The organism is Rhodophyticola porphyridii (assembly GCF_003688285.1).
Classification (GTDB): domain Bacteria; phylum Pseudomonadota; class Alphaproteobacteria; order Rhodobacterales; family Rhodobacteraceae; genus Rhodophyticola; species Rhodophyticola porphyridii.
On the sequence record NZ_RCNT01000002.1, the window covers coordinates 172,236 to 185,238 of the forward strand.

Genomic DNA, 13,003 nt, shown 5'->3' on the forward strand with positions numbered 1-13,003 from the left:
CAGCATTGGAGGACCCCATGACAGAGATCGAGAAAGCGAAGCAAACCGTAAAATCCAAGGCGCTTGAAGCCAAGGAGGCTGCGCAATCGCGCGCCAAATCCACTGCCGAAGACCTTAAATCGGCGGCGTCGGCTGCCGCGGATGATGCGCGTGCGCAGGTCGAAGCCGAAGCCTCCGGTGTGAAGGCGCGCCTGGCCGACGAGATCACCGCTGTCGCCGATGGCGTCTCGCGGGCCTCCGAGCGCATGACGGAGGACGCGCCGCATACCGAAACCGTCGCGGCGATGGCAAGGCAACTGGACCGGACCGCCGATGCGGTTCGCGAGGCTGATCTGGGCACGATCGCCACGCGTCTTTCGAGCTTTGCCCGCCGCAACCCGGCGGCCTTCCTCGGTGGTGCGGCCATTCTCGGCATCGCGGCCGGACGTTTCCTGAAGGCCAGCAGCCCCGAGCCGACGATGCAGAGCGATATCCAGCCGCATCACATTCCGCAGCCCGCTCCCGCGCAACTGGGGGATGACCGCGCATGACCGACACGCCCGATACCAAGGAGTCCGGGTCGCTCATCTCATCGGTCCTGCTGCATCTGAGCCGGCTGATCCGGAAGGAATTCGAACTGGCGAAGGCCGAGATGAGCGAAAAGGTCAATCGCGCCGCTTTTGCGATCGGCTTGCTGGTGATCGGTGCCATCTTGTTGTTGAGCGCGCTGAACGTGCTTGCGGGGGCGGCGGTTGCCGGCCTTGTCGAGCTTGGACTGACACCCGGATGGGCGGCACTGTCCGTCGCCGGTGTGGTGCTGCTGATCGCCGCCGTGCTGGGCGCGAGGGGGATCAGCATTCTCAAGACAACCCGATTTGCCCCGACCGAGACGGTCGAGACAATCTCCAACGATTTTGCGACCCTTAAGGAGAGCATCCATGACCAATGAGAAATCCGCTGCAGATATCGAGACCGAAATCGCGCAGGAACGCCGCGCGCTGGCCGAGAGCCTTTCGGAACTTACAGAGCAGTTTTCGCCTGAAAAGCTGGTTGAAACGGTGACCGAGACCATCAAGACCCATGGCGGCGAGGTGGCCGAAACGCTGGTGCGCGGTGTGCGGGAAAACCCCGTGGCCGTGGGCCTTGTCGGCGCGGGCCTTGCCTGGCTGGTGCTGGGTGGGGCGTCCTCCGCGAAGTCGAAGCCTTCGCCTGCGACCTATGACACGACCACGCGCCCCACGGCGCGCGGGTTCGCGGAAGACACGGACCCGCAGAATTTCACCGCCCGGGTCGAAGCTGCGGATGCCGCGATCAGGAAAGACCGGTTCGCCGAGGAAGATCCGTCGACATTCGAGCGCGCCCGCAACCAGGTGGCCCGCAGCGCCGCCAAAATGCGTGAAACGCTTTATGACGGGACGGCGGAGTTGAGCGATGTGGCCCGCGCACGGGTGATCGCGGCGCGTCAGAAGGCGATATCCGCTCAGGCCCGGATCGAGGCGGCGGCGTCCAGAGCCACCGCGGGCGGGCAGAAGATCTTCGCCGAACATCCTCTGCTTGTCGGAGCGGCGGTCGCCGTTGTGGGGGCTGCTGCCGCCATGACCCTGCCGCGCACGCAAATCGAGGATGAGCAGTTCGGTGCGCATCGCGACGCATTGCTGGCAGAGGCAGAACGGGTCTGGCACGAGGAAGTCGCACGCGCCAGGCGCATGGGCGAGGCCGCGCTGGACGAGGCAAAGACCATGGCAGCGGAGGTTGCCGAGGATCTGCCCGACGGGGAAGAGGCCGTGGCAACCGCAGAAAACAAGCTGCGCGACGCGGGGGAGCGGGTCGTGGCCCGCGCGAAGGATGCCGCGCAGCGCTGACAACGGCAGGCCACGCCATGTTCTAAAACCTGAAACATCCGAAAAAGAAAAAGGGGCACCGCTGAAGGCGGTGCCCCTTTTTGTGCCGCGTTGTGAGATTAGCGGCGGTTCGGTCCGTCACGGTTCCGGTCATGGTCGGACAGGTCGGATCTGACCCTCGACGCCTTGTCGATCCCGTTTTCCGACTTGCGTCTGGCGGTGATCGCAAGGATCGTGACGGCCACGAAGACCAGGCCGCTTGCGGTTATCAGGAGCATGTCCAAGGTCATTTCAGGGCCCTCCGTTGTTTCGGATTCAAGGCTAAACGCAAAAAGATGAAGAAATGTTCCAATAGCTGCCCGATATCAGGCGGGGTCGGCCTGCGCGTCCTGCCGGTCGACGGCGCCAAGCTGCGGGCGATCCTGCTGGCAGGCCTTGGCAGCGGCCACCAGTGCGCCGAAGAGGGCGCGCTGGCGGCGCGCGTAAAACAGATGCTCCGGGTGCCACTGAACGCCAAGCGCAAAGGGCTCCCTCACCCGTTCGACTGCCTGGATCATGCCGTCCTCATCGCGGGCGGCCACCTCAAGACCTTTCCCCAGCTTGCAGACGGCCTGCGTGTTCATCGCATTGACCTTCATCACATCTGAGCCCGCGATTCGGGCCAGCCGCGACCCCGGTTTGATATGGACAGATTTTCTCGGCAGGATGGTGTTGAAGCGCCGCCCGCCGGTCGTGGCGTAGGCGTCCTGATCCAGATCCCCACCCAGAACCACATTCAGCATCTGGGAGCCACGGCAAATGCCGAGGATCGGCAAGCCCGCGTCAAAAGCTTGTACCAGAACGCTTTTCTCCATTTCATCTCGGGCCTCGTCAAGCCGCGCGCCGATCACGATCTCCCCGCCGTAAAGCGCAGGTGCGATATCGTCGCCACCCCCGATGATGACCCCGCTGACCGCGGAGATATCCACGTCTTCGACGCTCTGCCAGCGAAGCGCCTTGCCACCCGCAAGCCAGACACCCAAAGCCATCAGCGGAAAGATCCGCCAGCCCGAGCGATGAGAGACCGTGACGCCGATCCGCGGCTTCATGGCAGCAGCTCCCTGTGGCCGTATTGGGAAAGGATTTCCATGGCCGTCCGCGCCCAGTCCGTCCGCAAGGTCGTGAGAGCCGTGCGATGACCGGCCCATGCGAAGGCAAGCTCCGCCAACACCGCATCGTCTTCGGCGATGCGCTCGATGGCAACCCACCGGGCCCATTCCGCGCCGACCGACCAGTCCGGTTCGTCGATGCGGCAATCGGGCAGCCGGTAATGATAGGCGGGCCGGGCGCTGACCGGCGACAGGCCGTGAACGGCGGCATCCACTGCCCCCTGATCGATATGTTTGAAGATCGGCAGCATGTCGAGCCCGCGATCCCGCGTCGGGTCTGTATCCAGATAGGCGGCAATGAGATCGCCGATCGTCCGGAAATCCGCCTTGGCGAGGCAATCGACAAGGGCGCGGGAGTAGGGGTCGACAAAGGGCAGAAGACGTCGCGAGGTGTCGATGGGGTCTGTGTGCCGCAACACGTCTTCGCAAAGGGCATAGGCCTGCAACGTGGGGAGTATGTCCGCCAGACGCTCGCCCGTGATCTGAACGTTGAGATGCACTCCGAACCCCAGAAGCCATCCGCTGCGGCTTCCGATCGCACCGTTTTCGCGCGCCATGGCGCATATGCGGTCGAGGCGGCCCAACTGGTTCGGGTCAAGAGGTGCCGTGACGATCTCCACCGGGACGATCTCGCGCGCGAGATCAAGGCCGACCTCGTGCCATTTGCTGGTGGCGGACTTCCGGAATGCCGTATCGAGATAGACTTGGATTTCGCCAAGATCCGTATCGCGCACCCGGAATTCATGAGCGGCCTCTTCTTCGACCGTCCCGCCGCATTCCTCCGCAATGAGATGTGCGAGGTCTTTTTCGGAAAGACCGGCGAGTTCGATTTCAACTCCGACCTTGCGGCGGTCTCCGCTCATGTCGGTGGGGGTCGGAAGGTCCAGCGGGTCGGCACGAAAAGGCATATTCATTCCCCATGAACGCGGTAGCTCGGGAGTTTGTTCCCGCAAGACGCCGAGATTTCGACCGGACGGCTACTCGGACCGGTCCCCGCATGTTGCAGCATGTGGCGCGGCTTCACAGAAAAATGGCCAGTTGCGGGAACAACTGGCCGTCTTCTCGCCTGGGAAGGCGCCGATTTCGTCGAGCGTCACATCTTCTTGATCCACTCGTCGACTTCCTTGCGCGCCTCTTCCTTGGTCTTGCCGTATTTCTGCTGGATCGCGCCTTCAAGCTGTTCGCGGTTGCCTTCCGCCTGGTCCAGCTCGTCATCGGTGAGCTTGCCCCAGTTTTCTTTTGCACGGCCCTTGAGTTGCTTCCATTTACCTTCGACTTGGTCCCAGTTCATAGCAGCGCTCCTTGTTGAGATGTAGTGTATGGATAACGCGGACCCGGGCAACCTTGTTCCTCCAGGCCGGGAACTAATCCGCTTTGGATGGCGTTAGAACAAGAAAAGGATAGACTATGAGCCGTTCGCGCATCGCCTCTCTGCCGGTCTGGATTCTGGCAGCATTCGCAGTCGTGGCTGCGCTGAAACTGGCATCAGCAATCCTTGCTCCCATCCTGCTTGCCCTTGTCATGGGGGTTGTTCTGTCGCCGGTGACACGGCGGATCGACCGTTTGGGCGCTCCGCGTGCACTCAGCGCCTTTTTGGCACTTTTCGCTTCGATCCTTTTCCTGCTTGCGCTGTTTGTGCTGCTGGAGCCGCTTCTGAGCAATGCCATCCGCCGGGCTCCGATCATCTGGGAGGAGTTGCGCGAGATCGTCAGCAATATCCGTTATGCTTTGCGCGGGCTCGATCAGGTTTCGGCGGAGGTAGCGACGGCTTTGAACGACTCGCCGCAGGCTGCAACGGGGACCGGCGACGCCGCGGAGGAGGAGATTGCCTTACCCAGTATCACCGACGCGTTGTTCCTTGCGCCGGGATTTGCCGCAGCGGTGATGATTTTCGTCGGAACACTCTACTTCTTCCTGCTGGCCCGGCGCGAGGTTTATGACTGGATCAGCTCCAGCCCCAGCTTTCCACTGACCACCTCGGACATGCTTGAGGCGGAGCGCGAAGTCTCCCGGTACTTTCTGACGATCACCGTGATCAACGGATGTTTCGGGCTTCTGGTCACCGGCGTCATGCTGCTTCTGGGGATGCCCTATGCGCCCCTTTGGGGCTTCGTCGCGTTTCTGGTGAACTTTATCCTCTATCTCGGCCCCGCAGTCTTTGCGCTGGCCCTGCTTCTGGGCGGTTTGATAGCCTTTGAAGGCCCGATGAGTTTTGCTCCGGCGGCGGCCTATCTGCTGATGAACATGACCGAAGGGCAGTTCGTGACGCCTGCGCTTGTGGGGCGGCAGATGTCGGTGAACCCGCTCATGGTATTTCTGTCTCTGGTATGCTGGTTGTGGCTTTGGGGGCCAATCGGAGGCGTCATCGCCATCCCGCTTCTGGTATGGGGGATGGTTCTGTTCAAGCGCGGTCGCGCCGCTCAGACAACTTCCTCGGGCACACCGGGCAAGTTGCGACCAAACCGTTTGGCCGGTGCCAAGGGGTAGGGCAAAACGAAACCGATCCGATCCTCGGGCGGGGTGTTCGCATTCCGGTGGGCAAGATCACGGAACGCGCTGACCAGCGTCGCGGCGTCCAGATACCTCTCCTCGGGCTGGTCGGGCAGCCAGTGTAGCAGGCACTTGCTGCGCAACTCCCGGACGGTCGCCGGGTCTTCAAGCAGGACGCCGACTTCGGTATCCCAACGCATGCTCCGCCCGTTCAGATTTGCCGAAGATATGATCGCCGTCGTTTCATCGAAGACCGAGACTTTGGAGTGCAAATAGATCAGTGGAGCGCCCGCAACGGTGGCACGGCCAGACTCGAGCGTCTCGCGCGGCTGACCCGGGGCCATGAAGAAGGCGCGGGGGCCAAATGCCTTGCCCACCATTTCGACGCATTTCGCCTGCAGATATTCGCCATAGCGCGAGTCGCCCTTCCTTGCGCCTTCGAATGCCACTTCTTCCGGGGCCGCAGGCAGCACAAGAAGCACCTGAAGATCGGGGTTCTCGCGCGCCCGCCTTGCGAGAGCCTGCGCGATGGGACGGCTGCGCAGAAACTGCGTTTCAAGATAGATCAGTGTTTCGGCCTGTGCGATCTGTTCGCGATGCGCAGTCTCGATTTCAGACAGAACTGTCTTGGGCGACATGCGGAACGCCTGCCGCTCGCGTCTGGTCGACAGCGTGCGGAGCAAGCGGGGCTGAGGCGACGGAGGTTTCTTTCCAGCCACCACGTCGCGGAGTTCATCAAGATGCCGTCTGGCCGCATTCGCAACCGGTCCGTGCAGAAGGATCTGCATATCCGCCCAGGTTTCCGGGCCGGGCTGATCGTGTTCGGGCGTGTCGAAACGGCGGTCGTCCAGATCGAGCCCGCCGATGAAGAGCGTGTCATCGTCGAAAACGGCGACTTTCTGGTGATGGGTGGCCGGCACCAGCGGCGGGATCGGCCAGGGTCGAACCTTCAGATCGGGATGCGTTCCGCGGATATGGGGGGCAAGGCCCGGCATCAGGGCCAGATCGGCTTCGGCCTCCTCGTGGGTGCCGGCATTCAGTCGGTCCAGCTCTTCGCGGATCTCGCCCAGGATCTTCGGCCAGAAGAACAGGCGCGGCACAATCCCGAGACGTGAGGCATGCATCGACGGGATGACCTCCAGCAACTCGGGCCGACCCGCACGTATGGCCGCCTTGCGCAACTGATGGGCGGAGCGCCAGGTTGCCCGATGCAGGGCAGGGCGCACAACCGGGTCGAAATCCGACAGGATCAGGCGAAAGCGGATGCCGCGGGCCAGGGTGTGGGAGACCAGATCGGCCCATGTCTTCCCTACCGACAACGCCTCTTCGGAGCGAAGGCGTGTCGCCGGATCAAAAACTCTGAACCCCGCCGAGATCGCCTCCCTTGCGCCGAGAAAACAGCGCTCGAGAACCGGATACGCTTCCGCCGCGGTGATCATCAGATGCGGCGCAGTGCCTGAATGGTTCTCCGGCACGGGCGGTCAGCCTTCTCTTGGTTCCGGGTCGAAATCTTCGAGATCGAAACTCGTTACGACTTTATATTCGTTATTCGTGTCGGTGGTTTCAACAACCGCACTCAATTGGCTGGCAAAGGCGCGCACGAGCCGCAGGCCAAGCCCCGAACTCTCAGCATCCTTGGTCATCGCCTCGGGCCCGATGGAGTTGCGGAACACGAAGACCGCTTTTCCGGGCTCGGGCTGTTTCAGGCTTACCCGTATCCACGGGCTCTCGCCCTCGGCGGCACCGGCATGTTTCAACGCATTGGTGCCGAGTTCCGTCGCCAGCATCGACAGCGGCACCGCCTGATCCGGAAACAGAATGACATCATCGAAATCCATTTCGATATGCAGGTTGCTGCCGGGTGCCGCGCCCACGGCAAAGACCTTGTTCAACAGCTCTTTCATCAACTCGCCGGCATTGGTCCGGCTGAGGTTTTCGGCCATGTAGAGGTTGCGGTGCACCGTCGACAACCCCAGGATCCGATCCTGTAGCTGTCGCAGGACGGCGCGCGTTTCCGGATGCTCCGCCGTGCGCATGTTCATGTTCATGATCGAGGAGATCATCTGGAGGTTGTTCTTGACCCGGTGATGAACCTCTTTCAGCAGAACGTTCTTTTCGCGTAGCGCATCTTCCATCTGCGCTTCGTCATCGAGAAGGGCGAAGGCCATCTGTACGAACGAGGTTTCGAGATCCTGCAACTCCTGCGCGGCGCCCGACGACACGGCCGTTTTCGGTATCCGTCGGTCACGGGCGAAGGTCCGCATCTGATCACTGAGCCCACGAACATACCGCCCCACAAGCCGATCCACCGCGATATAGGCCACGAAGAGGCTGGCGACCCACATCATCAGCGGAAAGGCAGCGGTTGGCAGCGGCAGCATTCCACCCCCCAGACGGAAGGCCTCGCGCGGCCAGCCCGCCAGCGCGTAGACCACACCGGGAACGACTGGCACCACGGCGAAGATCCTCTCTTCGCCGCTCTGGCTGAGATCGATGAATGTCTCGTCAGGCCGCCGGGTGGCGAGGTCTTCCAGCGTCACGGATCGCGGCAGGGAAATCGGATCCCCCTCGGCGCTGGACTCGGTGGACAGGATCACGCCCTCGGCGTTGAATGTCACGACACTGTCGGGCCGCATGTCGGCCACACGGTCGCCGCGGGCTGCAAGCGTCTCGGTCGAGAACGAGATCGACATGAAGCCCGCGAAATCGGTGCCCTCGTAGGTGGGAAACATCACGTTGATGACCGAGCTCACGCTGACGGCGGGAGATTCGATCAGGTCAATATAGAGCCGTGGAGCGTTCATCCGCGTCTGGAGAAGCGGGTCGCCCGAGAAATCCACCGTGCGATCGGCGGAGGAACACGTCACCAGACCCGAGACCGGCACGAAGCCCACGAAGGAATAGCGCGGGGACAGACCCACGTAATCGTCCAGATAGCTGCGACAGGCTTCGGGATCGTCGCGGATCAACTCCAGAAAGGGGGCCAGCGCCTCGGCGGTGCCCACGGCACGTTCCAGCACCTGCCGTTCACCGAAAGTAGCCCGTTCCGTCAGCGCAAGAAGGCTCAATTCGGAACTTGTCTGTGCCTCGATGGCAAGACTGCGTGTTTGCACGACCCCCAAGATGCCGATTGGCAGCAGCGCCAGCGCCAGTAGCGCCGCAACACGGAATCTCAGCCTGCCTGAAACAGGTCGCTGGTCATCCTTCCTGTCGGGCATCAGAACGCGGCTGGCCCGCTCGCCGTGACAACAGCAACGGTGGCTTTGTCGGTCAGTTCCATGGCCTCGTCCTCATCCAGATGCATCAGTTCCGCCAGACGTTTGCGGCCCCGATTGGCCCGGCTTTTGATCGTGCCCACGGCCACGCCGCACATGTCTGCGGCTTCTTCGTATGAAAACCCGGACGCGCCGACAAGGATCAACGTTTCCCGCTGTTCGTCCGGCAACTGGATGAAGGCTTTGCGGAAATCGGTCAGGTGCAAGCGCCCGTCATGGGCGGGCTTTTCCGCAAGCCCCTCGGTAAAGGCGCCGTCAACATCCGCCACTTCCCGCTTCGCCTTGCGGCGGTTCGAATAATAGGTGTTGCGCAGGATCGTGAAAAGCCAGGCGCGCATGTTGGTGCCGGGCTGAAACTTCTCGATATTGCTCCACGCCTTCACCACGGTGTCCTGAACCATATCGTCCGCCGTGCTGCTGTTGCGCGTCAGGTTTATGGCGAACGCCCGCAGAGCCGGCAGATGATCCACCAGCTCGTCTCTGGGATCCGATTGGCTCATTTTTTGGAACCTTGACCTTTGGCCGCGTCCTGCGCCTTGAGTTGCGAAAGAAGATCCTTGAACCTGTCCGGCAGTTCCTCCTGAAGCTGATGCTCGAAAACGCGTTTCAGGTTCTCGTCGATTTGCTGCCGTGTCTTTGGGTCTGGTTGTTTGCTTGACATAAGTAGCCTGTAGGGATTTCAGATGTGCGCACCTTTGTGGGAACCAAACGTGGAGATTGGCGTTAGGTTCCACAGAAAGTCAAAAAAACTGGAAGGTCATGATGACAAAAGAGTCTTCCCCGGTCGATCTGGCCACGGCGATTGGCACCGAACTCCCCTTTTTGCGCCGTTATGCACGGGCATTGACGGGCTCGCAAGACAGTGGCGATCATTACGCCGCCGCAACGCTCGAAGCGATCCTTGAGGATCCCTCGCTGGTTGGTGATCTGGACGCAAAGGTCGCGTTGTTCAAGGCGCTGCACACGATCTGGGCGAGCAGCCGGCAGATATCGGTTGGCGACGAGCAGACCGCGTTGGAGAAAGCCGCGCGCGTGCATCTCGACAGGCTGACCGAAAACACCCGCGAGGCGCTGCTGCTGCACACGATCGAGGGGTTCAATTTCGGCGATATCGCCAAGATCATGGATATCGAACAGGCCGAGGCCGAGCATCTTGTCAGCGTGGCCCATGCGGAGATGGCCGACAGCATCGCGGGCCGTGTGCTGATCATCGAGGACGAGCCGGTCATCGCCATGGACCTTGAGAATATGGTCAGCGATCTGGGCCATCAGATCACAGGTGTCGCCCGCACCCGGTCCGAGGCCGTCCGCCTTGGCGCTTCGGACAAACCGGATCTGATTCTGGCCGACATTCATCTTGCCGACAGCTCCTCGGGGATCGACGCAGTCAATGACCTTCTGGGCGAATTCGGCGAGGTTCCGGTGATCTTCATTACCGCCTATCCCGAACGTCTGCTGACGGGCGAGCGGCCGGAGCCTGCTTTCCTCATCGCCAAGCCCTATACCGAGGGGCAGGTGAAATCGGCGGTCAGCCAGGCGATGTTCTTCTCCAGTACCGAAACGCTCAAGGCCTGATCTGGCGACACCGCCCGGAGAATGCGAAAAACGCGCCCTGCGAGATCCGCAGGGCGCGTTTTTCGATGTTGGGTGCAGTGGCGTGTGGCGACACAGATGGTGAAGCCCGCCCCGACCGTCGATCCCGGGCGTGTCGCGGCGTTTAGGGTGCGCGGCCGCGCAGGGCCCGCATGACAAGCGCCACGATAAACAGCACGATGAAGATGAAGAAGAGGATTTGGGCGATACCGGCGGAGGCCGACGCGATGCCACCGAACCCGAGAACGCCGGCCACCACGGCCACGACGAAGAACAAGATTGCCCAATATAGCATGGTGTTTCCTTCCTAACTTGAGTGTCAGGTCACGGTGTGACCAATCATGGAAGGACAACGTGAGCGCCGGGCAATGGTTCCATAGCGATCACAGGAGCGTCGGCCGCGCTCACCCGGGGCCGGGCAATCAGCCTTTGAGCCGACCTGAATTCTGCCAGTCAGCCACGAGTTCCGCGACCGACGTATTGGTGAAGGGGGAGGACAGGAAAAGCGCCATCCGTTCGGTCGCGCTGGGTGTCTCGGGGCCGCCGATGAAAACCGGTGTGCCGCCCAGATTGCGCACCTGCTCGACCAGATCGGCCACACCGACGGGGGCGGCGGGGGTTCCGAAGAAGACCAGATCGACCTGTGCTATTTCGGCCATGAGCCCGCGGGCGTCTTCCAGCGCTTCGGCGCACAGAACCCGCGCGCCCTCCGCAGACATTTGCAGTATCTCCGACAGATCCTGTCGAACGAACGGATCGGCTTCGATCACAAGAAAAACGGGCGACATGTCTCAGTTCCTGGGTCTGGTGCTCATTAACTTATTGGAACTATTTCCGTCGCGCCGCATTAAACTGTGACATACATGCGAGAGATATCTCAGGAATCATGGCGACGAAATGCAAATATTGCCCGCTGCATAAGAGTCCGCTCTTCGTGCCGCATTCGGACGAAGACACGCGCTTCATGCAACGCTTCAAGGTCGGTGAGCTGGTCATCGACCCGGGCACGACGATGCTGATGGAGGGGTCGAAAAGTCCGCAGCTTTTCACAGCACTTCGGGGTATGGGCGTACGCTACAAGACGCTCGAAACCGGGCAGCGCCAGGTGATCAATTTCGTTTTCCCTGGGGATTTCATCGGCTTGCAGGCTGCCGTGATGGGAGAGATGCAGCATTCGGTTGCTGCGAGTTCTCCGATGACGCTTTGTGTTTTCGACCGGGCGGAATTCTGGAATTTCTTTCGCTCACATCCCGAACGCGCCTTCGATGTCACATGGCTGGCTGCGATGGAGGAACATTTTCTCGGCGAGGCACTGGCCTCGGTCGGGCAACGTAGCGCGACCGAAGCCGTGGCTTGGTCCCTGACGCGGATCATGCTTCGCGGGAAGGCGACCGGACTGGTTCAGAACCGGACCATGCCGTTGCCCTACCGGCAACAGGATCTGGCTGATGCCCTTGGCCTGTCGCTGGTTCACACCAACAAGACCCTCGGCAAATTGCGCGACCGTCAGCTCGCCAACTGGTCGGACGGCTATCTCTATGTAAATGATATCGAAGAGCTTGCGAAGATCGCGCAAATGACCGTGGAAGAGCCCATGGTCCGGCCGCTGATGTGAATGCCGGGTCCGCCCGCCCGCTGCGGGTGGTGGACAGGATCGGGTGGTGTCAGATTTCCTTGTAGGTATCGGCGACGACGGCGCCCCGTTCCCCAATTGGCCGGTCCGGGCCGACGGTGCTGTCGATCTTGGTATGGCGCTCCAGTTCGGCGTTGAAGGCCGCGCCGAGCAGCAACAGGAACCCGCTGATGAACAGCCATATCAACAGCGCGATCACCGCCCCTATCGACCCATAGACTTCGTTGTAATTTCCGAAATTCGACAGGTAGAGCGAAAACCCGGCCGATGCCGCGGCCCAGATGGTTACGGCCAGCACGGCGCCCGGCGTGATCCAGGGCAGCCGCGCCCCCCGCCGGTTCGGGCCGTAGCGATAGACAAGGCCCGTGCCGGCCAGCAACACTCCGATGGCCACAAGCCAGCGAACCACCTCCAGCGCAAGCGCGGCAAGAGTACCAAGTGGCAGGATCGCGAGGACGAAGGGCGTGACCACGACCGACGCGATCGAGATCAGTGCAACGAGGATCAGCGCCACGGTCAGCCCGAACGCAGAGGCGTAATGGGCAAGTCCCCTGCGGTTACGCTCATCATAGACGGCGTTCATACCGCGCATCAGGGCAGCCACGCCTGCGCGCGTGGACCAGAGCGCCAGCAGAATGGACAGGATCGTCGCCAGCCCCAGACTGTCGGTGCTGGCCGAGGCGAGTGCCGAGATCTGGTCGCCCAGAAGGGTGAAGACATCCTCGGGCAGGATAGCGCGGAACGCTTCCAGTTGCGGCATGATCGCCCGCGGGTCCCCGATCAGCCCCCAGATCGCGATGACCGCCGTGATGGCCGGAAAAATGGCGAGAATACCGTAAAACGCGACCCCGGCGGCAATCAGGCCAAGGTTCTTCTGGTCGATCTGCGCAAAAACACGCTTCGACGCCGCCCACCAGACCGGCCATCCATGATGAGGAACAATCTTCATCCTACACGCTCCGCCTTTGGGGGGTACGGCCCCGCCGGACCCGAAAGGGTCATGCCATAGCGCGCAATGACGATCACGAGCCAAGGGGCAACCCA

The 13,003-nt window shown here is 61.8% G+C and carries 17 protein-coding genes; 6 read left to right on the forward strand and 11 right to left on the reverse strand.

From position 1 onward, the window contains the following. Positions 1 to 17: 17 nt before the first annotated feature. The 3 genes from D9R08_RS05415 to D9R08_RS05425 are packed head-to-tail and all read left to right on the forward strand — an operon-like array spanning position 18 to position 1,841. A complete protein-coding gene (locus D9R08_RS05415) occupies positions 18 to 530 on the forward strand; it encodes a hypothetical protein (protein WP_121897010.1) in 513 nt (170 codons plus the stop codon). Then, on the forward strand, positions 527 to 928 hold the full coding sequence (locus tag D9R08_RS05420) for a phage holin family protein (RefSeq protein WP_121897011.1): 402 nt from the start codon (positions 527 to 529) through the stop codon (positions 926 to 928). Before D9R08_RS05415 ends, D9R08_RS05420 begins: the two co-directional genes overlap by 4 nt. Further along, the gene (locus D9R08_RS05425) at positions 918 to 1,841 is read left to right on the forward strand and encodes a DUF3618 domain-containing protein (protein WP_121897012.1); all 924 of its coding nucleotides are present in this window, start codon (positions 918 to 920) and stop codon (positions 1,839 to 1,841) included. The genes D9R08_RS05420 and D9R08_RS05425 overlap by 11 nt, the downstream gene beginning before the upstream one ends. 98 nt (positions 1,842 to 1,939) lie before the next feature. On the opposite strand, the gene D9R08_RS19070 is transcribed toward D9R08_RS05425, so the two are convergent. The 4 genes from D9R08_RS19070 to D9R08_RS05440 all read right to left on the reverse strand — a co-directional run bounded on the left by D9R08_RS19070 (position 1,940) and on the right by D9R08_RS05440 (position 4,259). Further along, positions 1,940 to 2,110 (reverse strand): hypothetical protein, encoded by a 171-nt coding sequence (locus tag D9R08_RS19070; protein ID WP_233557276.1) that lies wholly within the window; start codon positions 2,108 to 2,110, stop codon positions 1,940 to 1,942. Positions 2,111 to 2,185: 75 nt separating this feature from the next. Then, complete coding sequence (locus D9R08_RS05430) at positions 2,186 to 2,908, reverse strand: gamma-glutamyl-gamma-aminobutyrate hydrolase family protein (protein ID WP_121897013.1); 723 nt, start codon at positions 2,906 to 2,908, stop codon at positions 2,186 to 2,188. After that, on the reverse strand, positions 2,905 to 3,876 hold the full coding sequence (locus D9R08_RS05435) for an amidoligase family protein (protein ID WP_158598931.1): 972 nt from the start codon (positions 3,874 to 3,876) through the stop codon (positions 2,905 to 2,907). The genes D9R08_RS05430 and D9R08_RS05435 overlap by 4 nt, the downstream gene beginning before the upstream one ends. Positions 3,877 to 4,061: 185 nt before the next feature. Further along, on the reverse strand, positions 4,062 to 4,259 hold the full coding sequence (locus D9R08_RS05440; protein ID WP_121897015.1) for a CsbD family protein: 198 nt from the start codon (positions 4,257 to 4,259) through the stop codon (positions 4,062 to 4,064). Between the two features lie 116 nt (positions 4,260 to 4,375). On the opposite strand from D9R08_RS05440, the gene D9R08_RS05445 reads away from it, so the two are divergent. Next, the gene (locus D9R08_RS05445) at positions 4,376 to 5,455 is read left to right on the forward strand and encodes an AI-2E family transporter (protein WP_121897016.1); all 1,080 of its coding nucleotides are present in this window, start codon (positions 4,376 to 4,378) and stop codon (positions 5,453 to 5,455) included. On the opposite strand, the gene D9R08_RS05450 is transcribed toward D9R08_RS05445, so the two are convergent. Genes D9R08_RS05450 through D9R08_RS19505 form a run of 4 tightly spaced genes read right to left on the reverse strand, consistent with a single transcriptional unit; the run spans position 5,389 to position 9,394 of the window. Then, positions 5,389 to 6,933, reverse strand: coding sequence for a phospholipase D-like domain-containing protein (locus D9R08_RS05450; protein ID WP_121897017.1), 1,545 nt, complete (start codon positions 6,931 to 6,933; stop codon positions 5,389 to 5,391). The two genes, D9R08_RS05445 and D9R08_RS05450, sit on opposite strands and share 67 nt — an antisense overlap. 6 nt (positions 6,934 to 6,939) lie before the next feature. After that, the gene (locus tag D9R08_RS05455) at positions 6,940 to 8,676 is read right to left on the reverse strand and encodes a sensor histidine kinase (protein ID WP_121897018.1); all 1,737 of its coding nucleotides are present in this window, start codon (positions 8,674 to 8,676) and stop codon (positions 6,940 to 6,942) included. After that, the gene (locus tag D9R08_RS05460; protein WP_121897019.1) at positions 8,676 to 9,233 is read right to left on the reverse strand and encodes an RNA polymerase sigma factor; all 558 of its coding nucleotides are present in this window, start codon (positions 9,231 to 9,233) and stop codon (positions 8,676 to 8,678) included. Before D9R08_RS05460 ends, D9R08_RS05455 begins: the two co-directional genes overlap by 1 nt. After that, positions 9,230 to 9,394, reverse strand: a complete 165-nt coding sequence (locus D9R08_RS19505) for a NepR family anti-sigma factor (protein ID WP_158598932.1) — start codon at positions 9,392 to 9,394, stop codon at positions 9,230 to 9,232. The genes D9R08_RS05460 and D9R08_RS19505 overlap by 4 nt, the downstream gene beginning before the upstream one ends. Before the next feature lie 101 nt (positions 9,395 to 9,495). Between D9R08_RS19505 and D9R08_RS05465 the strand changes: the two genes are divergently transcribed. Then, positions 9,496 to 10,308, forward strand: coding sequence for a response regulator (locus tag D9R08_RS05465; RefSeq protein WP_121897275.1), 813 nt, complete (start codon positions 9,496 to 9,498; stop codon positions 10,306 to 10,308). A 142-nt stretch (positions 10,309 to 10,450) separates the two neighbouring features. Here D9R08_RS05465 and D9R08_RS05470 read toward each other — a convergent pair whose 3' ends face one another. Both D9R08_RS05470 and D9R08_RS05475 read right to left on the reverse strand, forming a co-directional pair. Beyond that, positions 10,451 to 10,621 (reverse strand): DUF1328 domain-containing protein, encoded by a 171-nt coding sequence (locus D9R08_RS05470; protein ID WP_121897020.1) that lies wholly within the window; start codon positions 10,619 to 10,621, stop codon positions 10,451 to 10,453. A 127-nt stretch (positions 10,622 to 10,748) separates the two neighbouring features. Next, entirely contained in the window at positions 10,749 to 11,114 is a 366-nt protein-coding gene (locus D9R08_RS05475) for a response regulator (RefSeq protein ID WP_121897021.1), read from the reverse strand. A gap of 98 nt (positions 11,115 to 11,212) precedes the next feature. Here D9R08_RS05475 and D9R08_RS05480 point away from each other — a divergent pair, with 98 nt between their 5' ends. Next, positions 11,213 to 11,941, forward strand: coding sequence for a Crp/Fnr family transcriptional regulator (locus tag D9R08_RS05480; protein ID WP_121897022.1), 729 nt, complete (start codon positions 11,213 to 11,215; stop codon positions 11,939 to 11,941). Positions 11,942 to 11,990: 49 nt separating this feature from the next. Here D9R08_RS05480 and D9R08_RS05485 read toward each other — a convergent pair whose 3' ends face one another. Then, positions 11,991 to 12,908, reverse strand: a complete 918-nt coding sequence (locus D9R08_RS05485; protein WP_121897023.1) for a YihY/virulence factor BrkB family protein — start codon at positions 12,906 to 12,908, stop codon at positions 11,991 to 11,993. Positions 12,909 to 13,003 lie beyond the last annotated feature (95 nt).